General features: G+C 69.4%; 17 protein-coding genes and 3 tRNA genes. 10 read left to right on the top strand and 10 right to left on the bottom strand.

Translation table 11 applies throughout. The annotated features are described in order from the left end of the window. Nucleotides 1-13: 13 nt before the first annotated feature. Entirely contained in the window at nt 14-823 is an 810-nt protein-coding gene (locus FB381_RS03675; RefSeq protein ID WP_141779032.1) for a serine hydrolase, read from the bottom strand. Continuing rightward, nucleotides 820-1,542: a hypothetical protein gene (locus tag FB381_RS03680; RefSeq protein ID WP_141779033.1), complete on the bottom strand. Its 723-nt coding sequence runs from the start codon at nt 1,540-1,542 to the stop codon at nt 820-822. Before FB381_RS03680 ends, FB381_RS03675 begins: the two co-directional genes overlap by 4 nt. 72 nt (nt 1,543-1,614) lie before the next feature. Between FB381_RS03680 and FB381_RS03685 the strand changes: the two genes are divergently transcribed. Both FB381_RS03685 and FB381_RS03690 read left to right on the top strand, forming a co-directional pair. After that, nucleotides 1,615-1,971, top strand: a complete 357-nt coding sequence (locus FB381_RS03685) for a sterol carrier family protein (protein WP_141779034.1) — start codon at nt 1,615-1,617, stop codon at nt 1,969-1,971. A gap of 9 nt (nt 1,972-1,980) precedes the next feature. Next, the gene (locus FB381_RS03690) at nt 1,981-3,345 is read left to right on the top strand and encodes a dipeptidase (RefSeq protein ID WP_141779035.1); all 1,365 of its coding nucleotides are present in this window, start codon (nt 1,981-1,983) and stop codon (nt 3,343-3,345) included. Nucleotides 3,346-3,460: 115 nt separating this feature from the next. On the opposite strand, the gene FB381_RS03695 is transcribed toward FB381_RS03690, so the two are convergent. The 3 genes from FB381_RS03695 to FB381_RS03705 form a co-directional block, all read right to left on the bottom strand. After that, on the bottom strand, nt 3,461-5,197 hold the full coding sequence (locus FB381_RS03695) for a sensor histidine kinase (RefSeq protein WP_170225040.1): 1,737 nt from the start codon (nt 5,195-5,197) through the stop codon (nt 3,461-3,463). Nucleotides 5,198-5,425: 228 nt separating this feature from the next. Next, the gene (locus FB381_RS03700; RefSeq protein WP_141779037.1) at nt 5,426-7,261 is read right to left on the bottom strand and encodes a sensor histidine kinase; all 1,836 of its coding nucleotides are present in this window, start codon (nt 7,259-7,261) and stop codon (nt 5,426-5,428) included. 48 nt (nt 7,262-7,309) lie between these two features. Next, complete coding sequence (locus FB381_RS03705) at nt 7,310-9,202, bottom strand: sensor histidine kinase (RefSeq protein WP_170225041.1); 1,893 nt, start codon at nt 9,200-9,202, stop codon at nt 7,310-7,312. A gap of 180 nt (nt 9,203-9,382) precedes the next feature. Here FB381_RS03705 and purF point away from each other — a divergent pair, with 180 nt between their 5' ends. Together purF and purM are read left to right on the top strand one after the other, a co-directional pair. Continuing rightward, on the top strand, nt 9,383-10,900 hold the full coding sequence (purF, locus tag FB381_RS03710) for an amidophosphoribosyltransferase (RefSeq protein ID WP_141779039.1): 1,518 nt from the start codon (nt 9,383-9,385) through the stop codon (nt 10,898-10,900). A gap of 13 nt (nt 10,901-10,913) precedes the next feature. After that, the gene (gene purM, locus FB381_RS03715) at nt 10,914-11,996 is read left to right on the top strand and encodes a phosphoribosylformylglycinamidine cyclo-ligase (protein ID WP_141779040.1); all 1,083 of its coding nucleotides are present in this window, start codon (nt 10,914-10,916) and stop codon (nt 11,994-11,996) included. Nucleotides 11,997-12,131: 135 nt separating this feature from the next. Here purM and FB381_RS03720 read toward each other — a convergent pair whose 3' ends face one another. Beyond that, nucleotides 12,132-14,300 (bottom strand): PhoX family protein, encoded by a 2,169-nt coding sequence (locus tag FB381_RS03720; protein WP_246087946.1) that lies wholly within the window; start codon nt 14,298-14,300, stop codon nt 12,132-12,134. A gap of 287 nt (nt 14,301-14,587) precedes the next feature. Between FB381_RS03720 and FB381_RS03725 the strand changes: the two genes are divergently transcribed. Then, entirely contained in the window at nt 14,588-14,791 is a 204-nt protein-coding gene (locus tag FB381_RS03725) for a DUF3073 domain-containing protein (protein WP_141779041.1), read from the top strand. Between the two features lie 219 nt (nt 14,792-15,010). On the opposite strand, the gene FB381_RS03730 is transcribed toward FB381_RS03725, so the two are convergent. Both FB381_RS03730 and FB381_RS03735 read right to left on the bottom strand, forming a co-directional pair. After that, complete coding sequence (locus FB381_RS03730; protein WP_141779042.1) at nt 15,011-18,529, bottom strand: SCO7613 C-terminal domain-containing membrane protein; 3,519 nt, start codon at nt 18,527-18,529, stop codon at nt 15,011-15,013. 167 nt (nt 18,530-18,696) lie between these two features. After that, nucleotides 18,697-18,770, bottom strand: a tRNA-Phe gene (locus tag FB381_RS03735). A gap of 115 nt (nt 18,771-18,885) precedes the next feature. On the opposite strand from FB381_RS03735, the gene FB381_RS03740 reads away from it, so the two are divergent. Beyond that, a tRNA-Glu gene (locus FB381_RS03740) sits at nt 18,886-18,958 on the top strand. 101 nt (nt 18,959-19,059) lie between these two features. Here the strand turns inward: FB381_RS03740 and FB381_RS03745 are convergent. Next, nucleotides 19,060-19,434: a VOC family protein gene (locus tag FB381_RS03745; RefSeq protein WP_141779043.1), complete on the bottom strand. Its 375-nt coding sequence runs from the start codon at nt 19,432-19,434 to the stop codon at nt 19,060-19,062. An 81-nt stretch (nt 19,435-19,515) separates the two neighbouring features. Here FB381_RS03745 and macS point away from each other — a divergent pair, with 81 nt between their 5' ends. Continuing rightward, a complete protein-coding gene (gene macS, locus FB381_RS03750; RefSeq protein WP_246087947.1) occupies nt 19,516-20,658 on the top strand; it encodes a MacS family sensor histidine kinase in 1,143 nt (380 codons plus the stop codon). Nucleotides 20,659-20,678: 20 nt separating this feature from the next. Next, nucleotides 20,679-21,308, top strand: a complete 630-nt coding sequence (locus FB381_RS03755) for a response regulator (protein WP_141782594.1) — start codon at nt 20,679-20,681, stop codon at nt 21,306-21,308. A gap of 353 nt (nt 21,309-21,661) precedes the next feature. Here FB381_RS03755 and FB381_RS03760 read toward each other — a convergent pair whose 3' ends face one another. Continuing rightward, nucleotides 21,662-22,936, bottom strand: a complete 1,275-nt coding sequence (locus tag FB381_RS03760; RefSeq protein WP_141779045.1) for an HNH endonuclease signature motif containing protein — start codon at nt 22,934-22,936, stop codon at nt 21,662-21,664. Between the two features lie 355 nt (nt 22,937-23,291). On the opposite strand from FB381_RS03760, the gene FB381_RS03765 reads away from it, so the two are divergent. Together FB381_RS03765 and FB381_RS03770 are read left to right on the top strand one after the other, a co-directional pair. After that, entirely contained in the window at nt 23,292-25,115 is a 1,824-nt protein-coding gene (locus tag FB381_RS03765) for an alpha/beta hydrolase family protein (RefSeq protein ID WP_141779046.1), read from the top strand. A gap of 76 nt (nt 25,116-25,191) precedes the next feature. After that, nucleotides 25,192-25,265 (top strand) — tRNA-Asp (locus FB381_RS03770). Nucleotides 25,266-25,397: the final 132 nt, after the last annotated feature.

The following is a 25,397-nucleotide window of genomic DNA, read 5'->3' on the forward strand; positions in this document are numbered from 1 at the left end:
TCTCCTACGCCGGTCAGGGACGGGCTTCGGATAGTACGCCGCCGGCCGGCCGCAGCGCCTCCAGGAGCTGCTCCCCGTGGGCCCGCATCCGAGCCAGCACCGGACCGACCTCGCCCTCGAAACGGCAGATCGCAGCGTACGCAGCCCGCCGGTAGCCCACCTCGAGCAGCCCGACCTCGGCGCGCACGCCGTCGTCGGTGCCGGTCTTGCTCCACACCCGCAGACCGTCGACCGGACCGGTGGAGGAAGGCTCGGTGTGCGCCAGCGGGTCGAGGCCGAACGCGGAGGAGAGCATCGAGAGGTCCGTGGCCGGCGCCAGCCAGGACAGCACGGTCGGGTGCGGCTCCCGGAAGTAGGCGACCCAGTCGGAGGCGCAGCCCGTGGAGAGCATCGGTGGACCCTCGGGGCGGCGTACGTCGCGCACCGAGTCGAGCAGCGTCGACCCGCCTGCGGCCAACCGCTCGGCGACCGCCTGGACCGCAGCGATGCCGACGTGGTCGAGGAGCACGTTGGTGGCCAGGTTGTCGGAGACCGCGCCGACCAGGCGCGCGCAGTCGCCGACCGTGAGCGAGGCGGCGTCGAGGTGCTGCCACAGCCCGCTGTCGGCGACCGGGGCCACGGCGTCCTTGCGCAGCAGCTGCCGGCCCACCGACGGGTCGGCGTCGATCAGCTCGGCGAGGTGGTGGAGCAGGAAGAGCTTGCCCACGCTCGCGGTCGGCAGGAGCAGGTCGGGGTCGTGCTCGAGGATCACGTCGCCCGAGGCGGTGTCGACCGCGAGGATCGACCACCGGGCCGGTCCGGGCTGTCGGGTCGCCGGGCTCATGACGCCGACTGGTCCTCGCGCAGCTCCCCGACGACCTGGATCTTCTGCCAGATCTTGCTGGAGAGGTCGACGGTGAGCGTCTCGACGGTGCTCACCGTGTCGAGGACGACGTTGTCCTGGGAGTCCTCGGCGCACAGCGCGGCGGTCTTGCCGACGAGGCTGAGCAGCTCGGAGCAGTAGTCGAGGTAGTGGGCCAGCTCGTCGGCGTCGAGGGTGAACCGCACGCTGGCCTGCGTCGGGGTGAACCCGGTGCGCAGCCGCTCGGGGTCCTTGGTGAGCTGGTGCATGTCGATGATGTGGGCCAGTGAACGCAGCCGGTGGAGCAGCCTCAGCGCCCGTGAGCGCAGCAGACGCTCGGGGATCGTGTAGAGGAAGAAGATCGCGACGGCGGCGAAGATGAGGTCGTTGACGGTGCTCTCCATGAGCGGCAGCCACTGCACGCCGGTCAGCGTCTCGTCGCCGAACGCCGTCGCGAGCGCCCAGACGATGGCGGCCAGGGTGAGTGCCAGGACGATCGCGATCAGCGTGCGGGAGGCGGCCCGTGTCCACAGGAGCCGCCGGCGGAGCCGGTCGCCGACGTCGGAGGTCTCCTTGATCAGGGCGGACAGCTCCTCCGCGACCTTCACGAGGCCACGGCTGGGGAACCGTGCGGCGATCCGCCCGTGCAGCGTCTCGACGGTGCGCAGCACCTGCGCCGACTCAAGTCTCTCCAGTCCCACGTCACCGGAGCGTAGTGCCCGCGACCGCCGACGTGGTGGGAGTCGGGTGAGCCCGGCGGATAAAGTGGGGTCGTGCCAGCCCGACTCAAGCCCGCGGCGGCCGCAGCCGTCGCCGATGCTCTCGACCGCGTACGCAACGGGGAGCAGGCCAAGGCCGACCTGCGGCTCCTGACCAAGCACTTCCTCGCCCTCCTCGAGGAGCGTGCACCGGGCAAGAGCGTGGAGGTCCGGGTGCCGCCCTACGCAGCGGTGCAGGTCATCGACGGCGTCAGGCACACCCGAGGCACTCCGCCGGCGGTGATCGAGACCGACGCGGCGACCTGGATCGCGCTCGCCACCGCCGAGCTGACCTGGGCAGAGGCCGTCGACAGCGCCCGGGTCCGCGCCTCGGGAGAGCGCACCGATCTCTCGGTCCATCTGCCCTTGTAATCTCATTCCATGAGCAACTCCACCGAAGACATCAAGGCCCGGGTAAGCGAGCTCTTCCCCGGGATCCGCAAAGACCTCGAGGACCTGGTGCGCATCGAGTCGGTGAGCGCCGACCCCGAGCGCCTGAGCGAGGTGGAGAAGAGCGCGGAGAAGACCCACGCGCTCTTCGCCGCGGAGGGCTTCGACGTGGAGATCGTGCGCGCCTACGACGGCGCCCCGCCCGCGATCGTGGGCGAGAAGAAGGGGCCGGAGGGTGCGCCGACGGTGCTGCTCTACGCCCACCACGACGTGCAGCCGGAGAACGACCACGCCGACTGGGACACTCCGCCGTTCGAGCCGACCGAGGTCGGTGAGCGTCTCTACGGTCGCGGCGCGGCCGACGACAAGGCCGGCATCGCGGCCCACGTCGGCGCGGTCCGGGCGCTGGCCGCTCTGGGCGAGAACGGTGAGCTGCCGGTGACGGTCCGACTCTTCATCGAGGGTGAGGAGGAGGTCGCCTCCGGCACGCTCCCCGCGCTCCTGGAGAAGTTCAAGGACCGGCTCGAGGCCGACGTCATCGTCATCGCCGACTCCGGCAACTGGGACATCGGCGTGCCCGCGCTGACCACCTCGCTGCGCGGCCTGATCCGCGTCGACGTCGCGCTGCGCACCTTGACCCACGCGGTCCACTCCGGCATGTGGGGCGGTCTGGCTCCCGACGCGATCATGGCCCTCGTACGCCTCCTCGACACCCTCTGGGACGAAGACGGTGCGCCCGCGGTCGAGGGTCTGGTCAGCGGCACCGCGGCCGACGTCGACTACCCGGAGGAGCGGCTGCGTGCCGAGTCCGGGGCGATCGAGGCGCTGCAGTGGGTGGGCAAGGGATCGGCCGTCGAGCGGATGTGGACCCAGCCGGCGATCACGATCACCGGCATCGACGCCCCCAAGGTCGATGGTGCCTCCAACACCCTCGCGGCGAGCGCACGCGCCAAGGTCACCATCCGGATCGCCCCGGGCGACTCCGGTGAGAACGCGGTCGCCGCCCTCACCAAGCACCTGGAGAAGCACGTTCCGTGGGGCGCCGAGCTGACCACCACGGTGGTCGACACCGGCGAGCCCATCGTCCTCGACGCGACCGGACCGGCCTACGACGCCGCCCGCGCGGCCTTCACCGAGGCCTGGGACGGCACCGCCCCCATCGACATGGGCGTGGGCGGATCGATCCCGTTCATCGCCGAGTTCCTCGAGGCGTTCCCGAAGGCGAGCGTGCTGGTCACCGGCGTCGAAGACCCCGACACCCGCGCCCACGGCGCCAACGAGGGTCTCCACCTCGCTGAGTTCGAGCGCGTCATCGTCGCCGAGGCACTGCTGCTCCAGAAGCTGGGACGCGGCTGACCGGCTGACCGGCTGACCGTTCACCGAGGTATCTCGGTCGAGCCGCGCTGCCTTCGTGGAGCTCCGCGAAGGCAGCGTGCGTTCACCGAGCTACCTCGGTGAGCATCCGGCCGCGCTACCCGACCCCGGGCAGAGTCAGCGCGACCCGGGTGCCGTTACCCGGGCTGGAGTCGAGTTCGACGAGCCCCTGGTGACGCCGGGTGATCTGTTCGACCAGGGTCATCCCGAGACCGGCGCCGCGCGAGCCGCCGAGCGCGGAGTTGGAGCCTCGGTAGAACGCGTCGAAGACCTTCGAGTGCTCCTCGAGGTCGATCCCGACACCGGCGTCGGCGACGATGATGGTGACCTCGTTGCCGGCGCTGTAGAGCGTGACGTTCACCCGTGAGCCGCGGTGGCTGTAGGTCAGCGCGTTCTTCACCAGGTGTAGGAAGGCCGCCCGCAGCTCGCGCGGGTCGCCCCGGACGTACGCCGGTCCGGTCGGTGTCGTCAGGACACACTCGATGTCCTTGCGGGCGCCGTCGGGGTCGAGCTCGTCGAGCACGTCGTCGAGCATCTCGGAGACCTCGATGGTGGTCTCGCCGGGAGCGTTCGCCGGGTCGGCGACCCTCGAGAGCAGCAGCAGGTCGCCGACGATGCCCTCGATCTGGGCGCTGCGCGCGGTGAGCGTCTCGACCTGCACGATCCACTGCAGGGTGTTGACGTGCTCGCTGCCCAGGGCGTTGAGCGAGGTGCCGAGCGCGGTGACCGGGATGCGGAGCTCGCGGGCGACCGCCTCGATCAGCCGGTTGCGCTCACGGTCGGCGTCGGCCAGCTGTTGGGCGAGGTCTCGCTCCTGCGTGTAGGCGTTCGCGGTGAGCACGATGCGCCCGAAGTCGCGGCCCAGCTCCAGCGCCAGCCGCCCCTCCGCGTCGCTCCACGTCGGGCGCCCGGGGGAGCGCAGCAGCACGATGTGACCCAGCCACTCGTAGTCGGCGCCGACCGGCACGACGAGCGCGCTCTCGGCCCCGAGGGTCTCGAAGAACTTGTCGGCGACGGCAGCCTGGTCGTTCCACTCCGAGGAGTCGGTGATGCGCTGACGTCGCTGGATCGAGTAGGTGCCCTCGGCCCAGTAGCGGGCCGAGTTGCGTGAGGTGAGCGCGGCGAGGGCGGGGTCGGGATCCCAGTTGAGGCCCGGTGTGGAGTGCACGACCATCCGGCGGCCGGGGCCCTTGGTCGCCATCCAGATGCCATCGGCGTCGAGACCGCGGATCAACGCGTCGTGGCTGGCGTCGAGCACCTCGGCGAGGCTGAGCTTGGAGCTGGCGTCGCGCAGGAACTCCTTGGCCGTCTCGAGGTTGGCGGCACGCTCGAAGAGCTGCTCCCGCTCGAGATAGCCGAGCACGACCCGCTGGGCGCGCTTCGCGAACCGGTTGAGCACACGCCGATGGGTGAAGTCGGGCCGGTGCCCGCTGATCGGCATGTCGACCGAGAGGCAGCCCCGGATCTCGCCGTCGTCGTCGAGGATCGGCGCGATCAGCATGTCGTGGGGATGCCAGGCGTCGGAGGCGTTGATCATGTTGGTGGTGGCGATCCAGGTGCCCTCATGGAGATTGACCCGCTCGTGCGGGACGAACCGCCAGGCGCCCCAGTTCTCGCCCCGGGCGAGGTTGTCGCGCAGGTCGGAGAGGGCCCACCGGGTGCCGAGGATCTCCTCGGCGGTCTCGCGCTCCCCGTTGGCGTTGAGGGCGCTGATCATGCCGTTGAGCGCGACCACCTCGAGCTGGTCGCCACGCACCACGTTGACCACGGCGATGCCGAACCCGAGGAGCTCGCAGATCCCCTCGGCGATCATCTGGAGAGCGGGGTCCGCCACCGGTGTCACCTCAGGAGTCGTCGCCTGTCGACCCGACGTGCGCGGTGCTACGTCGAGGGCATCGGCTGACTGTGGTGGGGGCATCCTTGCTCTCGGGTCAGGCTGGCATGTGTGTTGCAACAACGTGGCAGTCTTGAGGATCGTGGCACCACGGAGTGTTGCACGAATACCCCAACCTGTGCAGGTGTGCGTCACAGTCTCGACCAGATTGTGACAAGCCGTTAGGGATCAGTAGACGCGGCCGAGCGGGAGCACCAGGGAGACGCGGGTGCCCGTGCCGGGCTCGGAACGCAGCGTGACGCGGCCGTCGTGCCGGCGGGCGACCCGGTCGACGATGCTGAGGCCGAGCCCGACGCCCTTCCGGCCGCCGACCGCCTTGCTGGTGCCGCGGTAGAACTCGGTGAAGATCTGCAGCTGTTCGGCCGCAGGGATGCCGACCCCGTTGTCGGCCACCGAGACCGCCACCTCGTTCGCGCTGGCCACGAGGTAGAGCCGCACCCGGCCACCGCGGTGGGTGTAGACCAGCGCGTTGTCGACCAGCCTGAGGATCGCCGCTTTGAGCTCGCTGCGGTCACCCATCACCGCGACGTCGTGGTTCGGCACGTCGAGACTGACCTCGATGCCACGCTTCTCCGCCTCGTACGTCCGCTGCTCGTGGACCTCCTCGAGCAGCGAGGACAGGTTGACGTAGGTGAGCGTCGGCCGGGAGGACGGATCGGAGAAGCGGGAGAAGAGGAGCAGGTCGTCGACCATCGAGACGAGCTGGTCGGACCGGCTGATCAGGTTGCCGACCTGCTGGAACCAGGTCGGCGAGCCGCGCTCCTCGTGACCGATGGCGTTGATGCCGGTGGTGAGCGCGGTGAGCGGGTAGCGCAGCTCCTGCGCGACCGACTCGATGAGCCGGCTGTGCACCTTGTCGGCAGTGGCGAGGCGCTCGGCCAGGTCGCGCTCGCGCGTGTAGGCGTTGGAGGTGAGCACGATGCGGCCGAAGTCGCGGCCGAACTCCATCGCGAGGCGCCCCTCGGCGTCGGTCCAGCGGGGACGTCCGGCGCTGCGCAGCAGCACGAGATGGCCCAGCGAGGTGGTCTCGACCCCGATCGGCACGACCAGGAGCGAGTCGGCTCCGACCGAGTCGAGGAACTCGATGCCGAAGACGGCGAACTTGCGCCGCTCCGGATCACGGTGGTCGCGCAGGCGCACGAGCAGGTCGCGGTTGACGATCGCGTGCTGTCCCTCTCGCCACAGGTTCGAGTCACGGTAGGACTGGCCCGCGGCGAGCGCGTGCTCGCTGGGGTCCCAGTTGACGCCGGGAGAGGCGTACGCCACGGCCGCGCCGTCGCCGTCGTCGGTCTGCACGTAGAGGCCGTCGGCGTCCAGACCGCGGCTCATCGCGTCGTGCGCCGCCTCCAGCACACCGGTGAGACCGAGCTGGGAGTTGGCCTCGCGCAAGAAGGCCTGGGCCTCGAGCAGGTTGTTGGCTCGCTCCTCCAGGTATTCGCGGTGCAGCGTCAGCAGCACGGCCCGCTTGGCCTGGCGGGCGAACCGGTTCAGGATGCGCTGCTGTCGCCGTCCCGGCCGATGGCCGCTGAGCGGGCGGTCGACGGAGAGCACGCCGACGAGCTCGCCGTCCTCGTCGTAGAAGGGTGCGAGCAGCTCATCGAGCCGGTGCCAGTCCTCCGGACGCTTCATCAGGTCTTCGTCGGTGTCGGGCACCCAGTAGCCCTCGGCCTCCCCGATGGTGTTCTTCTCGTGCGGGACGAACTTGATGTCGCCCCAGTCCACCGACATCTCCAGCAGGTCGGTGACCACCGAGACCGGGAACCGGGTGCCGAGCATCTCCGAGACCGTCGTCTCGCTGCCGGCGGTGCGTCCGATCTCGTCGCCGGTCGCCGCGACGATCTCGAACTCGTCACCTCGCCTGATGTTGATGACCGCCGCGCCGAAGCCGACCAGCTGGGTCACCCCTTCGGCGATCAGCTGCAGCCCAGGATCCGGAGCTGCGTACGCCTCGTCGCCGGACGCGCCGCGTGGCGCGTCCGGTCGCTGAGGAGGCGTGCTGGTCATGGGTTCTCCGCCGAGATCGAATCTGCAACCTGTTACAGGTGCACAAGGTTAAACAATGGGCAAGGTCACACGGAACGTGCTTCCTGAGCCAGGGGCTGAATCGACCGAGATCAGACCGCCGGAACGACCGACGATCCGCGACACGATGGTCAGGCCGAGCCCGGTGCCCGGCTGCTTGAGAGCAGTGGGGTTCGTCGAGCGGAAGAACTCGGTGAAGAGACGATCCTGGTCGTCGGGGGAGATGCCGAGGCCCTGGTCGGTCACCCTGAGCTCGAACCAGGCGGGGCTGGTGCGTGTGCTGACGGTGACCTGGCCGCCCTCGGGGCTGTATTTGATCGCGTTGGTGACCAGGTTGATCAGCACGCGGTCGAGGTCGCCGGGGGCCATGGTCACGTAGACGTCGTCGGGCGGCATGTCGAAGACGAGCTCGTGGCTGTCGTTGGGCGGGGCCTCGGCGCTCAGCTGGCTGTGCACCTCGGAGAGCACGTGCGCGACCTGGACGGGCTCGGTCGTCGGCAGGTGGTCGGGGTCGGAGACCTTCGACAGGGTCGCGAGGTCGGCCACGATCTTCTCGGTGCGGTCACGGTTGCGCGTGAGCGCGGTCAGCACCTCGGCGTACTCCTCCTCCGACTCCGCGTAGGGCAGCGACTCGATGTTCCAGCGGAACGCGGAGAGGGGGTTCTTCAGCTCGTGGGCGACCGTCGCGATGAGCCGGCTCTTGTGGGCCTCGAGCTCGCGCAGGGAGTCGACCGCGGCCCGCTGACGCAGGTAGGCCCGGGAGTTGTGGACGACACGACCGAAGTCGCGCCCGAGGTCGGCGGCGGTGATCAGCTCGAGCTCGCTCCAGTGGGGCTTGTCGGTGCCGCGGCACAGCAGCATCGCTCCGTACCAGGTCTGGCCGGAGCCGATCGGCACACCGACGACCGAGCCGAGCGGGTGGCGCTGGATCCACTCGGTGATGGCCGCCTGGGCCTCCGGGTCGGGGTGGGGCAGGCGCTCGGCGCCGTCGCGGGTCTGCACCGTGATGCTGCGCTGCTCCCACAGGTAGCGCCCGTAGTCGACCATGAACTGCACGTTGGTCAGGTCTTCGATCGGGAGCTTGAACTCCTCGCGGTAGACCTTCGTGCGGATGCCCTTGCCGCCCGGCTTGGACAGGTGCAGCCAGAAGTCGGTCAGGTCGAGCACGTCGACCAGCCCGGTGCTCAGCGAGTTGAGGATCTCGTCGGGGTCGAGCTCGCGCCCGGCGCGGCGGATCACGTCGCGAGCGGCCTCCGCGAGGCGTACCTGCTCGGAGAGCTCCTCGCGCTCGAGGGCGAGCAGGATCGCGCGCTGAGCCTGCACCGCGTGGCGGCTCAGGATGGCGCGCTTCTCGGCGTCGGGCCGACGGCCGTCGCTGGGGAGGTCGACCATGAACGTCCCGCGCAGACGTCCGCTCTCGTCGCGCAACGGTGCGACCAGGAGGTCGAGCGGATCCCAGGCGCCGGACTCGTTGAGCCGCTCGCGGTTGGAGGTCCAGCCGACCTCGGCGTCGGTGTCGTCGCGACGCTCGGCGGGCACGAACATGAAGATCCCCCAGTCGTCGGCGCGAGACAGGTCGCGCTCGAGCTGGGAGAGGGGCGTGGAGAGGCCGTGGAGCTTCTCCCGTGCCGCCTCGGGGCCGGAGACGACGGCGACGTGCAGGCGGTTGTCGGGGCGCGCGATGCTGATCGTGGCGGCCTCGAAACCGGCCAGAGCGGTCAGGCTGTCGGCGATGAGCTGGAGGTCGGAGAGATCCTCACCATCGGTGAGGAGACCACCCATCTCGGCGAGATCGGTGGTGATCGTCGTCATCGTCGTGGTGAAGTCGCTTCTGGCGCGGCCGCCGCCCAGTGGAGGCGGAGCGAATCCCGGCGGCACCGTCAGTCGGTGACCACCGGCGGGCTGGGGCGCTGAAGAAGTCATCGGGTCGATTATCCGGGATGAACTGGTCGGACGGTAGGGCGGACGTGGATAAGTCTTTGCATTCATGATCCCGAGTCGTTCATGTGACCACCCTTACAGGGCTGTCAAGGGTTTGGGCGATCGCCTGCGTCCGCCCGTACACTCCTAGTCGTGGTCAACCTCACCAGCTCAGGTAGGCACGTGTCCCGACGCAAGGGTGGCGATGGCCGGCTCACCGCCGCCCTCGACCCCCACGACCAGGGTCCCCAGGACCACTGCGGGGTCTTCGGTGTGTGGGCGCCGGGCGAGGACGTCGCGAAGCTGACGTACTTCGGCCTGTACGCGCTGCAGCACCGTGGCCAGGAGTCGGCGGGCATCGCTGTCAGCAACGGGCGCCAGATCCTGGTCTACAAAGACATGGGCCTGGTCAGCCAGGTCTTCGACGAGCCGACCCTCGAGTCGCTCAAGGGGCACGTCGCCATCGGCCACGCGCGCTACTCCACCACCGGTGCCTCGGTGTGGGAGAACGCGCAGCCGATCTTCAAGCCGACGCCCAACGGCTCCGTCGCGCTCGGTCACAACGGCAACCTGATCAACGTCGCGGCGATGCGTACGGCCGCGGAGAAGCTGCCCGAGCACTCCGAGGGGCGCCGTGCGCCGGTCTCCACCAACGACACCTCGCTGCTCACCGAGCTGCTCGCCTACCACCCCGACTCCTCGCTGGAGGACCGGGCGCTGGAGGTGCTGCCGACCATCACCGGCGCCTTCTCGCTGGTGTGGATGAACGAGGACACCCTCTTCGCCGCCCGTGACCCGCAGGGCATCCGCCCGCTGGTGCTGGGCCGCCTCGACCGCGGCTGGGTGGTCGCCTCCGAGGACGCCGCGCTGGCCACCGTCGGCGCCTCCGTCGTCCGTGAGGTAGAGCCCGGCGAGATGATCGTCATCGACGAGTCCGGGCTGCGCTCGGTGAAGTTCGCCGAGCCCGACCGCAAGGGCTGCGTCTTCGAGTACGTCTACCTGGCCCGGCCCGATGCCAACATCGCCGGCCGCAACGTGCACGAGTCGCGCGTCGAGATGGGCCGCGAGCTTGCTCGTGAGTACCCCGTCGACGCCGACCTGGTCATCCCGGTGCCCGAGTCCGGCATCCCCGCCGCCACCGGCTACGCCCTGGAGAGCGGCCTGCCGTTCGGCCAGGCGTTCGTGAAGAACGGCTACGTGGGGCGTACGTTCATCCAGCCGTCGCAGACGCTGCGCCAGCTCGGCATCCGGCTCAAGCTCAACGTGCTCGAGCACATGGTGCGCGGCAAGAAGATCGTCGTGGTCGACGACTCGATCGTGCGTGGCAACACCCAGCGCGCCCAGGTGCGGATGCTGCGCGAGGCGGGCGCCCTGGAGGTCCACGTGCGGATCTCCTCGCCGCCGGTGAAGTGGCCGTGCTTCTACGGCATCGACTTCGCCACCCGCGCCGAGCTGATCGCCAACGGCCTCTCGGTCGACGAGATCGCCGCGTCGGTCGGTGCCGACTCGCTGGGCTACATCTCGATCGACGGGATGATCTCGGCGACCCGCCAGGAGCCCTCCACCCTGTGTGCAGCCTGTTTCGACGGCGAATACCCCGTCGAGCTGCCCGACCAGAGCCTGCTCGGCAAGCACCTCCTCGAGGTCTCGCTGCAGTCCCCGACCGAGGGCAAGGCCCTTCCGGTCCTGAACAACCCGTGATCGGAGATCCACAGTGAGCCAGACCCCCGAGACGTCCTCGGCCAACGCCTACGCCGCAGCCGGCGTCGACATCCACGCCGGTGACCGCGCGGTGGACCTGATGAAGGTCTGGATCGAGAAGTCCCGGCGTCCCGAGGTGCTCGGTGGCGTCGGTGGCTTCGCCGGCCTCTTCGACGCGAGCGCTCTCAAGGACTACCGGCGTCCGCTGCTGGCCACCTCCACCGACGGCGTCGGCACCAAGGTCGCGCTCGCGCAGGCGCTGGACAAGCACGACACGATCGGGTTCGACCTCGTCGGCATGGTCGTCGACGACCTCGTCGTCTGCGGCGCCGAGCCGCTGTTCATGACCGACTACATCGCCACCGGCAAGGTCGTGCCGGAGCGGGTCGCGGCGATCGTCAAGGGCATCGCCGAGGCCTGCGTCGAGGCCGGCTGCGCGCTGGTCGGCGGCGAGACCGCCGAGCACCCCGGGCTGCTCGCTGCCGACGAGTACGACGTGGCCGGTGCGGCCACGGGCGTCGTCGAGGCCGACAGCCTGCTCGGTGCCGGCCTGGTGAAGCCGGGCGACGTCGTCCTCGCCATGGAGGCCTCCGGCCTGCACTCCAACGGCTTCTCCCTGGTGCGCCACGTGCTGCTCAACTCCGGCGCCTACACGCTCGACGCGCAGGTCGACGAGCTCGGCAAGACCCTCGGTGAGGAGCTGCTCACCCCGACCCGCGTCTACGCCAAGGCCTGCCTCGAGCTGGCCCGCTCGACCAAGACGCACGCCATGTCCCACGTCACCGGCGGCGGCCTTGCGGCCAACCTGGAGCGGGTCATGCCCGAGGAGCTCTCCGCGCGCATCGACCGCACCACCTGGACCCCGGCGCCGGTCTTCGACCTCGTGCGCCGCACCGGATCCATCGCGCTGCCCGACCTGGAGATGACCCTCAACTGCGGGGTCGGCATGGTCGCGCTGATCGACCCCGACGACGTCGACGAGGCCGTACGCGTCCTCGACGGCTACGACATCCGCGCCTGGGCCGCCGGTGAGGTCACCGACACGCCTGGAGGCAAGGTCGAGCTCACCGGGGCGTACGCCGGCTGGACCGCCTGAGGCTCGGCTGTCACACCCGTCCCATGAATACCCGGTTGACCGGGTATTCATGGACTTGACGAGCACTGAAACACCCTTCAAGCCCAGGGATACCCGGTCGACCGGGTATCCCTGGGCTTGACGTGACGATCAGCGCTACTTCTTGAAGACCTGCACGATCGAAGGCCGCGGACCCGCGAACTCACCCTTGGCGGCGGTGCCGTCGACGTAGTCGGGGAACTGCGAGTGCTGGTCGTTCCAGGACCCGTCCTCGCCCGGGTGCTGCACGGCGACGAAGACCGAGCCGTCCTTGTCGTGGACGACCGGGCCGCAGGTCTCGGCCTCGCGCGGCACCGAGAGGAACTGCTGCACGTGGCCACGCTCGCGGCCCTCGAGCGGCACCTTGAACAGACCGTCGCACAGGCCGATCGAGTCGGGCTGGCCGTCGGTGGAGATCCACAGGTTGCCCTCGGAGTCGAAGGCCAGGTTGTCCGGGCAGGAGATCGGGGAGACCTTGTCCTTCGGGTAGCCGGCGAAGTAGGTGCCTTCCGCGGTCGGGTCGCCGGCGACGATGACGAGGTTCCAGCGGAACACCCGGGAGGTGTGGTCGCCGTCGTCCTCGACGATCTCGACGATGTGACCGTCCTTGTTGGCGTTGCGGGGGTTGGGCTCGACGGGGCCGGCCTTGCCGTCCTTGCCGCGGTCGGTGTTGTTGGTGCACGCGACGTACACCTTGCCGGTCGTGGGGGAGGGCTGGACGTCCTCGCAGCGGTCCATCTTGGTGGCGCCGGCCTTGTCGGCGGCCAGGCGCGTGTGGACGAGCACCTCCTCGACGCTCATCCCGGACACCTTGCTGCGGCCGTTCTTCACCAGCGGGATCCACTGGCCGTAGCCGTCGAACTTCCCGTCGCTGGGGAGCTTTCCGGTGCCGTCGATCTCGGCCTCGGGGGAGTCACCGTGGAAGCGGGCGACGTAGAGGTCGCCCTCGGTGAGGAGGTCGAGGTTCTTGCGACGGTTGTGCTTGTTGTAGCGCCCCTTGGAGACGAACTTGTAGAGGTAGTCGAAGCGCTCGTCGTCGCCGGTGTAGGCCACCACGTGGCCGCTGTCGGCGATCACCACGTTGGCGCCCTCGTGCTTGAGGCGGCCCAGCGAGGTGTGCTTCCGCGGCGTCGAGGTCGGGTCGGTCGGGTCGATCTCGACGATGTAGCCGAACCGGTTCGGCTCGTTGGCGTAGTCGGGCGTACGCGCGTCGAACCGCGGCTCGATGGCCTCCCAGCCGTAGGACGACTCCCCGTCGCTCAGGCCGTAGCGCTTGCCCTCGGGAGCGGTGCCATCGGCGCGGAAGTAGCCGTTGAAGTTCTCCTCGCCCGAGAGGATCGTGCCCCAGGGGGTGGTGCCGCCGGAGCAGTTGCCGATCGTGCCGAGCGCGACGGTGCCGGTCGGGTCTGCCTTCGTCTTGAGCAGGTCGCTGCCGGCGGCGGGGCCGGTGATCTCGAACGGGGTGGAGGCGGTGATGCGCCGGTTCTTCGGAGCCGAGGGCACGTAGCTCCACTTCTCGCCCGGCGCCGAGCGCTCGAGCTCGACGATGGCGAAGCCGTGGGCGGCCATCGCGATCTTGAGCTGCTCCTCGGTGGCGAGGTCGGGCGGGAACATGATCTCGGCGTTGACGTACTCGTGGTTGCAGCACAGCAGGGCCTTGGTGCCGGCCCTGTTGGTCACGATGATGTCGGTGTAGTCGTTGTTGTAGCCGAACGCGAGCTCCTGCTTCGCGGCGCTCTGCGCGGCCACGTCGAAGGGCACGCCGCCGGGCAGGATCGGGTCGCCCCAGCGGATGATCGGCTCCCAGATGTAGCCCTGCGGCACCACGAAGGTGTCCTCGGTGGCGGCGACCGGCGTGATCGGCTTGAAGGGCAGCTTCGTACGCCCACCGTGACCGCCCGCGGCGAGCGCGCCGGCCTGGCCGGGGCTGGCGGCGGCAGGGGCCAGGCCGCTGCCGCCGACGGCGAGCGCGACCGCACCGGCACCGGCGAGGCCCAACGCGTGACGACGGCTGAGCGCCTTGCCGGCGATGTCACGGAAGTAGCCGTTGTCGGAGGTGTTGGGCACCGGCTTGGCGCACGCGCTGTCGCACTTGAGCGCGCAGGTCACGGCGCTGCGCTTGCCGCTCGTGTGACCGGCCATCGGAAGCAGGGACAGCATGTTGCGTCGGCCGTTGGAGACTGCCGGCGCAGCGTGCTCGCTGCACGAGGGGCAGCCGGCGTCTGCCTGGAGGTCGGTCTGGAGATCGGCCTGGAGATCGTTGTGGGGGTCGCTCAGTTCGGTCACTGCAATTCCGTTCAAGACGCGTTTGATAGGTCTCCCAAGATTTGCCAGGGAGGCTATGCACCTCGAGTCAACCGTCCTGCCACTCAATCCGTCGGCGAGGTGAACGGACGGTGACGAGTCGCCGGAGCCGTAAAACCGTGTGACCTCAGTCTCATTCGCTTTGAGCGAACGGATTTTCGACACCCCGGCGTGCGCAATCTTGGGATGAACCGGTAGCGTTGTCTCTACGAGAAACTGTGAACAGCCCGGGACTATCCCGGCCAAGTGCGACGAGGGGGCTGGACCCTATGGGGCGCGGCCGAGCGAAAGCCAAGCAGACGAAGGTCGCACGCGACCTGAAGTACCGGACCTATGAGACCGACTTCGGGGCCCTTGCGCGCGAACTTCATGGTGATGAAGACACTGGTCCGTCTACGGACCCGGTGACCGATCAGAAGTCGGACGACTACGACGACTGGTCGGACAACGACGCGGGATCCTCGCGCGACTGAAGAGCGTCCGACCCGGACTCTCTTGACGGATCGGTTGACCACGACCTCTCCGTCGCTGCTGTAGCTGTCGACCGTTCGCCACGTGGCGAACGGTCGTAGGTCACGCGCAGCCACGTGACGTACGCAGATCCGCAACGAGCACGGACGTGACACATGTGTCACGTCCGTGCTCGGCGTGCTCGCCCCGGGCTCTTCGCCAGCGCCCGCCAGCTGCGCCCGTTAGCGCAGCCCGCGGACGTAGGCCGTCGCGCGCCGTAGGTCATGGAGCCGTGCCTCCCAGGTGATGCCCAGGAAGAGCAGCAGCAGACCGGCCGCGCCGAGCGCCCACCACTGCTGCAGCATCTGCGCCGACGGCATCTGCGCGAGCGCGAGGACGGTGGCGACCAGGGCGCCGCAGACCAGCGGCGCCGCCCAGCGCAGCCCGGCACCGCCGATGATGAACACCAGGCAGGCGACGCCGAGCAGTGCGGTGCGCATCGAGACCGGGTCCTGGAGGGCGGCCGGCACCGAGGGCACCAGGGCGAGGAAGACGCCCGGCCCGAGCACCGGCAGCGAGGTGACCTCGTAGTCGGTGCGGAGCTTGAAGACTCCGTAGAGGATCAGCGCGATCGCGGGCGGCAGCGTGTAGGACTCCCACGTCGAGGTCGACGTGTCGGCGAGTCGGATCCACAACGCGACGGTGGCCAGCGCCAGGCCCGCCCAGCCGAGCCAGCGCCGCTCGTCGTGGGCGATCGCGTGGGCGAAGACACCGGCGGCGGCCAGCGCGAGCAGGATGCTCAGCCAGGCGAGATCGACTCCTCGCGAACCGGTCGCGACCGGCCCGTCGGGCGTCAGCACGATCTCCGGGCCGAGGCTGACCGAGCCGACGACGATCGTGACCACCGCGGCGACCGCGGCGGCGATCTCGGCCGACGGCAGCACCCGCAGCACGGTGACGACGGTCAGGATCAGGATGATCCCGACCGCGGCGTGAGGCTGCGCGATGCCGGTGAGGTTGGCGAACATCCAGCAGAACGCGGTCAGCGTGATGATCCAGTAGGGCGCGGTGACGGCCTTGACCTGATGCTCCCGGGTGATCCGGTCGACGGCGATCGCTGCCGCGGTGAGCACGCCTGCCACCACCAGCGCGAGCAGGTCGTTGGTGAAGGCGGAGCCCAGCGAGGCCAGGCCGAGCAGCCCGGCGATGGTGAGCCGTGGACCGGACTGGTCGACCTCGTGGCGCAGGATCGTCGCGGTGCACATGACGCCGGCGATCAGCAGCAGGATGGCCAGCCAGTCGGTGTCGATGCTGCTCCCGCCGAAGGCCCCCAGGCCGACGGAGACCAGGGCGCCGGTGGCGGCCGCCGCCTCGGTGGCGGGGCTGCGGCGTACGAGCGCGATGACGCCCATCGCGACGATGACCACCACTGCGGCGTACGGCCGCTCGATGTCGGCCAGGCGGGCAGCCTGCCAGGCGGCGGCGGTCACGGCGAGGATCCAGTAGCTCGCCGCGACGTCTCGGGTCCTGCCTGTCTGGGTGAGATCGGCGGCGATCGCCAGGCCGGCGAGGATGACGCTGACGGCCAGGGCCAGCACGTCGTCGGCGAGCACGGCGGACGTCGCCGCGCCGATCCCGACGACGCCGGCGACGCCCAGTGCGTGCGGCTGGCGATGGTGCAGCCCGATGGCCGCGGCGAGCACCGTGGCGATGGTCAGCAGCACTGCCGCCCAGGTGACGTCGACCGCGCCGATGCCGATCGAGATGGCGGCGCAGGCCGCGGCCGCCCACCAACCCGACGCCCGGAACCGGAAGAGCGTGATCAGGCCGAGGCCGGTGACGATCAGGCACGCGGCCCACTGCCGCTCCATGTCGATCAGCGGCGCCAGCGACCAGACGCCGACGGTGAGGGCCGCCACCGAGTAGCTGGCGGTGGCCTCGCGGTCGACACCGACCAGCCCCCTGGCTGCGTACGCCGCGACCCCGGCCATCGTGAGCGCGACGACGACGGTGAGCAGGTCGCTGGGCAGTGCGGCTCCGAGGGCGAGCAGCCCGAAGATGCCACCGGCGAGGCGCCGGTGCCACCGCTGCGCCCACCACGCGAGACCGACCGCGACGGCGAGCAGCAGCAGCGCCGGGACCAGCAGCGGGGCGCCGTAGCAGGCCGCGGTGATCGCCAGGCCCGAGACGCCGCCGGAGAAGTTGAGCCACGCCAGACTGGTCCGGTAGCTGCGGAAGGCCGGCCGGCTCATCTGGAAGAGCCAGACCGTGCCGAACGCGTTGATCGCGACCAGCACCGGCAGCGCCAGCCATCCGGCCAGCATCGGCTCGGGCCCGGTGACCGGCGCGAGCGCCGAGACCGACCAGGGCTCGTCGGCGAGCCGGAGACCCGCGGAGACGGCGAGCACGATGATGGCGAAGACCAGCATGGCGACGTACGGCGTCAGCGCGGTCGCGGCCCAACGCCAGGGCCGGGGGAGTGCGATGAGCGCACCGGCCGCGACCAGGGTGACCACGACGGCCACCGTCGTCAGCGTCACCGCACCGTCGTCGAGGGCCGGTTGGGTGAAGGTGTAGGCGGCGATCAGCAGCGCTGCCCCGGTCATGGCGACCTTCGCGTTGGCGGGCAGCGGGAACAGCAGGGCGACCACGGCCAGCACGGCCGCCGCGCCGAGCAGCATCGGCAGGGTGCCGTCGCGCAGCAGCTCGGAGCCGGTCAGCGCCGGGTCGAGCAGGCCGCGCACGAGCAGCAGCAGCCAGAAGCCGGCCATGACGACCATCGCGCCGAGCGTCAGCGCCTTCAGGTCGGTCTTGCTCGCCACGATCACCGCGACGAGCGCGACGACGGTCGGGATCAGCGGGAACCAGTTGAGGGTCGAGATGAGCTCGAGACCGAGGAGGGCGGTGAACAGCCCCGCGGCGGCCGCCAGCTGCGGACCGATCACCGTGGTCAGCTTGTCGCCGCGAGCGGCCAGGAGAGACATCGCGATGCCGGCGACGAAGACGGCTGCGCCGACAGCGACCAGGAAGCCGCCGCCCCACTCGGAGTCGCCCAGCCAACCGGCGTACTTCATGCCGGCTATGTCGAGCGCCAACAGTCCGAGGGCAAGGGTCCAGACACCTTCGGTGCCTGCTCTGAGCTGGAGACGCATGAGCACGCCGCCGGCGACGGTGAAGATCACCGTGAAGACGAGCAGCATCGTGGTGCGGCCGCCGACGCCCATCGCCGCCCAGGCGACCGCGAGGAAGATGACGCCCGCGACCAGGAGGAACAGCGCTCCGACGCCGACCAGGATCAGCGGCACCGTGATCGGCGCGCGCCTGGCCTTGGCGCTGGCCTCCGGGAGTGCGGTGGCCGGGTCGGCGATCGCATCCGCGGCCAGCCCGGCGGCCGGCGCCGAGATGGGGGCGTCGAGGGGCGAGGAGACGTGCTCGTGGCCGGGCTGCGGGTCCGTCTGCGGTTCAGGGCCGGCCACCGGCTCGCGGGCGGGCGCCGGCATGGGCTCGGGCTGGATCCGGCGAGGTGCCGGCGGCGGGATCTGGGCGGGCGCAGGCGGCGGTGTCGTCTGTCGCGCCGCTCGCGTCTCCTCCTCCCGGATCGAGCGCAGCCGGGTCATGAGTACGTCGGCTCGCAGCAGGGCGCCGTAGAGCTCTTGAGCCACGGCGTTCTCCAGCGGCAGCCCGCAGTGCGGGCAGGGGCTGGTGCCGGGCTCGAAGGTCTCCCGGCAGTCGGGACAGCGACCAGGATCGGCGTACTTCACGACGAATAATCCTTGCGTAGTTCCGCGCTGAGGTGTGGGGGAAACGCTAACGCGCGGCCGACATCTCGCGATCTGGAGCGTCTCGGTGCCACTGAGAGGTGAGGGGAGGGGCACAAATCACAACCGGCTCCAACCCATAACAGCAGGTCGGAGCCGGTTGTTGCTTGTGGGCAGGGGCGGGGTCGAACCGCCGACCTATCACTTTTCAGGCGATCGCTCGTACCAACTGAGCTACCTGCCCAAGCGAGAGGAAACATTACCGGAAGCGACGGCGACGTTCCGAATCGGGACCCGAACACGAATGCGCGCCCTCGCTTTGGCTGCCTCGGAGACGGGCCTCTAGGATGTGCCGGCAGGCCCCCTTCGTCTAGCGGCCCAGGACCCCGCCCTTTCACGGCGGTAGCGCCGGTTCGAATCCGGTAGGGGGTACAGAGCTCGTTCATGGCTCGATTCTCGTCCCGCTCGCCGGGGTGGGCATCCGCACGGATACTCATCTCCGGCACTCATCTCCAGGGCGTACGTCGCGAAGATCAGCCCAACCCCTCTGGCGTCACGAGGCAGAAGGGGTGCCCGACGGGGTCGGCGTAGACGCGGAAGCCGATGGGCTTGTCGGAACCGTCGAGAAGGGTCGCCCCGAGCCCGAGTACGGCCGACTGCGCGACATCCAGGTTCTCGACGAGGACGTCGAGGTGCATCTGTTGTGGAACCGTCGACGTCTGCCAGTCGGGCCGCATGAAGCTCGGCGTGCGCTGGAGCGCGACCCTGGGCGGTTGATCCGCGTCGCCCAAGGTGACCCAGTCGTCGCCGTCTTCGACCCGCGCAAGACCCAGGAGCTTCTCGTAGAACGTGGCCAGCTCCCGCGGGTCAGGACAGTCGATAACGATGCAGTTCAGGCTTCCGATCATCTTGGAACGATCCCACACCTGCGAATCTTGTGGCCCACTTGTTGGCTCTGGCACCGAGGGGATGGTGCGACACTTCCAACTGTGAGTGCGTGGGGGTCGCCGGCGGCGGTGGAGGTGGAGAGCAGGCTCCTCCGAGCGCTCGTGGTCATGCGCATCGTGGTGCTCGTGAACGCGGTCGGTCTGACGATCTACCGAGCCGGCAACTTCCATCCGCCGGTGACCGCGCTGGTCTGTGCGCTGGTCATGGTGGGGTGGACCGGCTTCGCCGTCTGGGCGTACGCAGCGCCCGAGCGCCGCACGGCCCTGCTCGTGGGAGCCGACCTGGTGATCGCGCTCGGGCTTCTGCTCGTGACGCCGCTGGTGAAGGGCCCCGGTTTCCATGCGAGCGTGCCCGGGTTCTGGGTGAGCGGGGCGCTGCTGGCCTGCGCGATCCACTATCGCTGGATCGGTGGGCTGCTGGCCGGGGTGATGCTGGCGGTGGCCGACCTGGCGCTGCGGCAGGAGATCGACCAGTCCACCTACGGCAATGCGTTCCTGCTGGTCATCGGCGGTGTGGTGGTCGGCTACATGTGCGAGTCGGTGCAGCAGATGGCGCTCGAACGCGACGCGGCCGAACGGGCCGCGGCGCGAGCGGAGGAGCGCACTCGCCTCGCCCGAGCGGTCCATGACGGCGTGCTGCAGGTGCTCGCTCTGGTGCAGCGCCGCGGCGGCGAGCTGGGCGGTGACGCTGCCGAGCTCGGGCGGCTGGCGGGGGAGCAGGAGCGCGAGCTGAGGGCGCTGGTGCGTGGTGAGCAGCCCGAGTGGCGTGCGCAGGAGGGTATGACCGACCTGGCGGCCGCCCTTGCCGCGTTGGAGACCGGCACCGTGACCGTCTCGGGGCCCGCCTCCGCGGTCGAGCTCCCTGCCCACCCGGCCGGCGAGATCGTCGCCGCGACCCGCGCAGCCCTCGACAACGTACGCCTCCATGTCGGCGCGGACGCGCGCGCCTGGGTGCTTCTGCAGGCGTTCCCAGATCACGTCGAGGTATCGGTTCGCGACGAGGGCGCAGGAATTCCCGAAGGGCGCCTTGCGGAGGCGGAGAAAGACGGCAGGCTAGGCATCGCGGGCTCGATCCGAGGCAGGATCGTCGATCTCGGCGGCACGGCCGAGCTCTTCACAGGAAGGATGGGAACGGAATGGGAGCTGATCGTTCCACGGAGTCTCGACAGGCTGGATCGTCGGTGAGGGACCGGCCGGCAGCCGTGATGGTCGTCGACGATCATCCGATGTGGCGTGAGGCGGTCGAACGCGACCTCGCCGGCGCCGGCTTCGAGGTCGTCGCCACTGCCAGCACCGGACGCGAGGCGATCACCAGGTTCGCCGCGACGCGTCCAGAGGTCGTCGTGCTCGACCTGCAGATCCCCGAGCCCGACGGCGTGCAGGTCACCACCGAGGTCGTCGCTCTCCATCCGACCACCAAGGTCCTGATCCTCTCCGCCTCCGGCGAGCAGGCCGACGTGCTCGCCGCCGTGAAAGCCGGCGCCACGGGCTACCTCGTGAAGTCGGCCTCCCGCGAAGAGCTCCTCGAGGCCGTACGCCGCGTCGCCGCCGGCGACCCCGTCTTCACCCCCGGCCTGGCCGGCCTCGTCCTGGGCGAGTTCCAGCACAGCGCCGCCACCGAGGTGTGCGGCGACAAACCCGCCCTCACCGACCGCGAGACCGAGATCCTCAAGCTGGTCGCCAAGGGCCTCAGCTACCGCCAGATCGCCGACCGCCTCGTCCTCTCCCACCGCACCGTCCAGAACCACGTGCAGAACACTCTGCGCAAGCTCCAGATGCACAACCGCGTCGAGCTCACCCGCTACGCGATCGAACAGGGTCTCGACGCTGAGTGATCGGCGTGGTTGGTCGGATGGGGTCGTGTGCGGGGTGCTGCGCTTCGTCTCGGCTGTCGTCGCGTGGGGCTGCTTGCCGCCGACCCGTACGCGGAGGGTGTTTCACGCCGGCACCCGGAGTAAAGGACGGCCTGCGGCCGCGGGCTTCGCCGGTCGCCTTCGGCGATCCTTGACACCGGGCGCCGGCGAGAATTTTGGCTGTCTATCGGGTCGGCGGCAGGGGTCTGGCGCGACATTTTGGGTCGGGTGCCGGGCTCGGGATGGGGGCAGGTCTGGCTGCCCGAGAGGGTGGTCGCGGGTCGCTGCACTAGACGATGACGCTTTGTGAATCGTTCACAAGCGGGCCGCCTGATTCAGGGGCGTCGGGTGAACCGGATCGTTCCGTCGGGCAGTCGTTCATGGGTGAAACCGGGTGCGTGCGCCAACCGGTGATGGTGAGGGCAGAGCAGGACGCCGTCTTTGAGGTCGGTCTTCCCGCCGAGTGACCAGGGGGTCAGGTGGTGGGCGTCGCACCATTCGGGTGGCATGTCACACCCGTCGGCTTGGCAGCACTTCTGCTGCAACCGGAGTGCTTTGCGCTGGATCGGCTGGAAGAACCTGCTCGAACGACCCGCATCGAGGACTTGGCCGTCAGTGCCGAGCACCCAGGGGATGATCTGCGCGTTGCAGGCCATCTTCCGAGCCTCGGTCGCGCTGATCGTGGCGCCGTTGGTCTCGTCGAACCCGAGGATTGCGGTGCCGAGTTCTTTGCGGAGGTCGTCGAGCGAGATGACTACGTTGATGGTGGTTGCGTCGCCGCCGTGGCGGGGCTGGGCATCGGGGTCGATGGTCTCCAGGAGGCGGGTGAAGGCCTGTCCCATGAGTCGTTCCCACGGGGGCAACGGGGTGCCCTTCTCAAGCAGTTGCTGCTTACGGGGCTGGGCCCAGGCTTCGACGTGGGTCTTGAACCGCATCCCGAGCGCGACCGGCAAGACGCCGTCGAATCCAACGGTGCCGTCGTGGTTGTCCCAGATCCGCAGTGCGGTCTTCTGTTGGGCACGTTCCTCTTCGGCCAGGAGGGCTTTGGCTTCGGCGTCTTCGAACCGTGCTGGGTCGATCTCGACGAGGATCCGCTTGCCCACGATCCGTAGTTCGTTGGCGGTCAGGCGGGTGGCGTAGTCGACCAACAGCTTCTCGGCGAGCAGCAGGTCTTCGGCGCTCGCGACGGGGTTGGCTTCGATCGCGTCCAAGGCTTTCGTGATCACTCTGGCTTTGTCGTGAGAGAGCACGCCATCGGCAAGGCTGGCAGCGAGCAGTTCGTGCTTGGACATGGCGGCGGCGAGTTTGATCTGTGCGCGTGCCGTTCCTTTGTCGACGAGCAGGTCAGCCCGCATCCAGGCCGAGGCGTCCTTGTCGCCGGTCTCCTCAGCGATATCGCCAGCGGTGGCGAGGACGCGCAGCTCGAGTGCAGCCTGCTGCGCTTTGAGGTGCTGCAGCCGCGCGAGGACGTCCTTCTTCTGGCTTGTTCGCCAGTAGGCGGGGTCCATCGCGAGCAGGTCACCGAGAGCGTTTTCGATGCCAGCAAGAGCAGTCGCAACCGGGTCACGAGGGCTGGTGCCCCAGTGGTCGACGTAGTTCTCGACGCTCATTGCTGACCTCCTCTCGAGGTGCCTGTCAAGTACCCTTCATTTTACTCTTTACCGACGAGTAAATCCATCTATTTCCGCAGGTCAAACCATGTTTTGCGGCAGCGAATCAACAGTTTTTCCTCCCGGCCACACCCTGGCCGCCGCCCCGATAATCAGCCAAATCTTTCTCGACCTGGGTCCGGTGTCCAGGACCACCGAAGGTGGCCGGCGAAGCCGGCGGCCGAAGGCCGTCCTTGACTCCGGTCCAGGTCGAGAGACCCTCACGAACGGGTCGGCGGCCAAGGCCAGCCCAAAGAACGAGCATCCCCGGCAGGGAGCCCACACCCCACCCACCCCCATAGGAGACAATCCAGACGTGGTCTCGCTTCTCTATCTTCACGGTGTCGGCAACGGCGACCCGCGCGACGCCTGGCGGCGCGCGTTGGACAAGGCGCTGCAGGATGCGGGCTACCCGGGGCTCGACGAGGTCGAGGTGATCGCACCGAAATACCCCGACGTGCTGCGCACGGGAAGCAACGACAAGGCGGGCACCGCGAAGGATGTGAAGATCCCGCCGATCACGGCGCCGAAGCTGAGCGCGGAGGAGCAGCGCCACGTACGTCGCCGGGTCGAGCGGGTCACGGCCGAGCTCGAGGAGATCCTCGGTGAGCCGGTGCCGGCGTCGCCGGTGGGCGTGACGGACTCGTTCGCGCCGATCGTGCTCCGTGTGCTCCGTCAGGCGCACAACTATGTGACGAAGCCCGGGATCAGGGCGCGTACGTTGCAGACCGTGCTCGACGCGCTCCCCGAGGAGGGGGAGATCGTCATCGTCGGCCACAGTCTGGGTTCGATCATCGCGATCGACCTGCTCCGCCGGCTGCCGCCGAAGGTCACGGTCAGGGGGCTGGTGACGATCGGCAGCCCGGCCGCCCATCCCAACCTCCACGAGGATTCCGACCGGCTGGAGATGAAGGCGCCGCTCGGCCACGTGGGCTGGTGGGTCAACGTCTGGAGCAACGGCGACGCGGTGACCGGCCTGCGTGGCATCTGGCGCCACTTCCCGTGGGCGCTGGACCTTCAGGTCGGGCTGGGGCTCGACCACCGCACCACCACCTATCTCCGCGCCGAGCCGGTCGCCACCGCGATCGGACGCGGCCTGTTCGGCCCGCTCTCCAAGGAGATCGTGAAGGTCGAAGGCACCCCCGACGTATCGCTCAACTCTCTCGAGGTGCGCCTGGCGCTCTGGCTCGCCTACGCCCAGTTCGTGCGCGACCACCTCAAGGGGGCGACCCAGGAGCGTTTCGGCGCTGCCCTGCACGTCGTCCAGCACGAGGTGCTGGAGCGGCTGATCGAGAACTACCAGGCCGACGACGTACGCATCCCGCAACAGCTCCTCGACCTGCGCGTCTCACCCACGGCGCCGCCGCTCGGCGGGCCGGACGAGCACGACCTGCCGCGGCCGGTGCCGCTGACCCAGCTCACCAAGGAGGACGCGGTCCTCGCGCTGGTCGCCCTGGCGACCGCCAATCCGGTGCGCCCCTACGAGATCGACATCCCCGACGACGTACGCCGCCAGGCCTTCCGCGATCTGACGGTCTGGATGGGGCTCGGCGGCGGGCTCGGCGAGAACCTGCACATCGCGATGCAGTCGGCCTCGAAGGCCGTCTACCCGGTCGACCAGTGGAAGCTGTGGGTCGGCATCGGGATCGGTGCCGCCGTGCTGGTCGCCGGTCCGATCGGCATCGCCCTGGCCGCGCCGGCCGGTCTCGCCGGAGGTGCCGCGATCGTCGGTGCGCTCGCCGCGTTCGGGCCCGGCGGGATGGTCGGAGGCCTGGTCACCGCGGGTGCGATCACCACCACCGGCGCCGGCACCATCGCCGCGACCCTGGTGCAGTCCTCCAGCACCGCCGAAGACGTCGAGGTCACCGTCATCCAGCTCCTCACCGCCGCCATCCTGCGCGAGCGTGAGGGCCTCGAGCAGGACCTCGGCGTATGGCTGGCGATGTCGGAGATCCAGCGCCAGACGGGCCGCGAGGTCGCCCGGCTCTCGGCCTACAGCGACGAGAAGTCACCGGGTGTCGAAGCCCTGCGCCGCAAGGCCCGGGCCGCCGAGCGGGCCATGACCTACATGGTCAAGAACCATCTCGTGGAAGGCCTCACCGACGAGACGCCCATGGGGGAGGAACCCTTCGAGGAGTAGAGCGTCTCCCCGATTGTGAATCCTCGCGAACCATGGGCTATGTTTTTCCCGTTGCCGCACACAGCGGGAGCAACAAGGCCCTGTAGCGCAGTTGGTTAGCGCGCCGCCCTGTCACGGCGGAGGTCGCGAGTTCAAGTCTCGTCAGGGTCGCTCGAAACGAAGACGACGTGTGGCTGCAAAGCAGCCCACGTCGTTTCTCGATTTACACGGCGCGCTTCGCGCGCGGCGGGGATATCCCCGCACCCCTTAGTTGTGGGGTGGGATGTTTCGTGATGCGGGAGT

Source organism: Nocardioides albertanoniae (genome assembly GCF_006716315.1).
Classification (GTDB): domain Bacteria; phylum Actinomycetota; class Actinomycetes; order Propionibacteriales; family Nocardioidaceae; genus Nocardioides; species Nocardioides albertanoniae.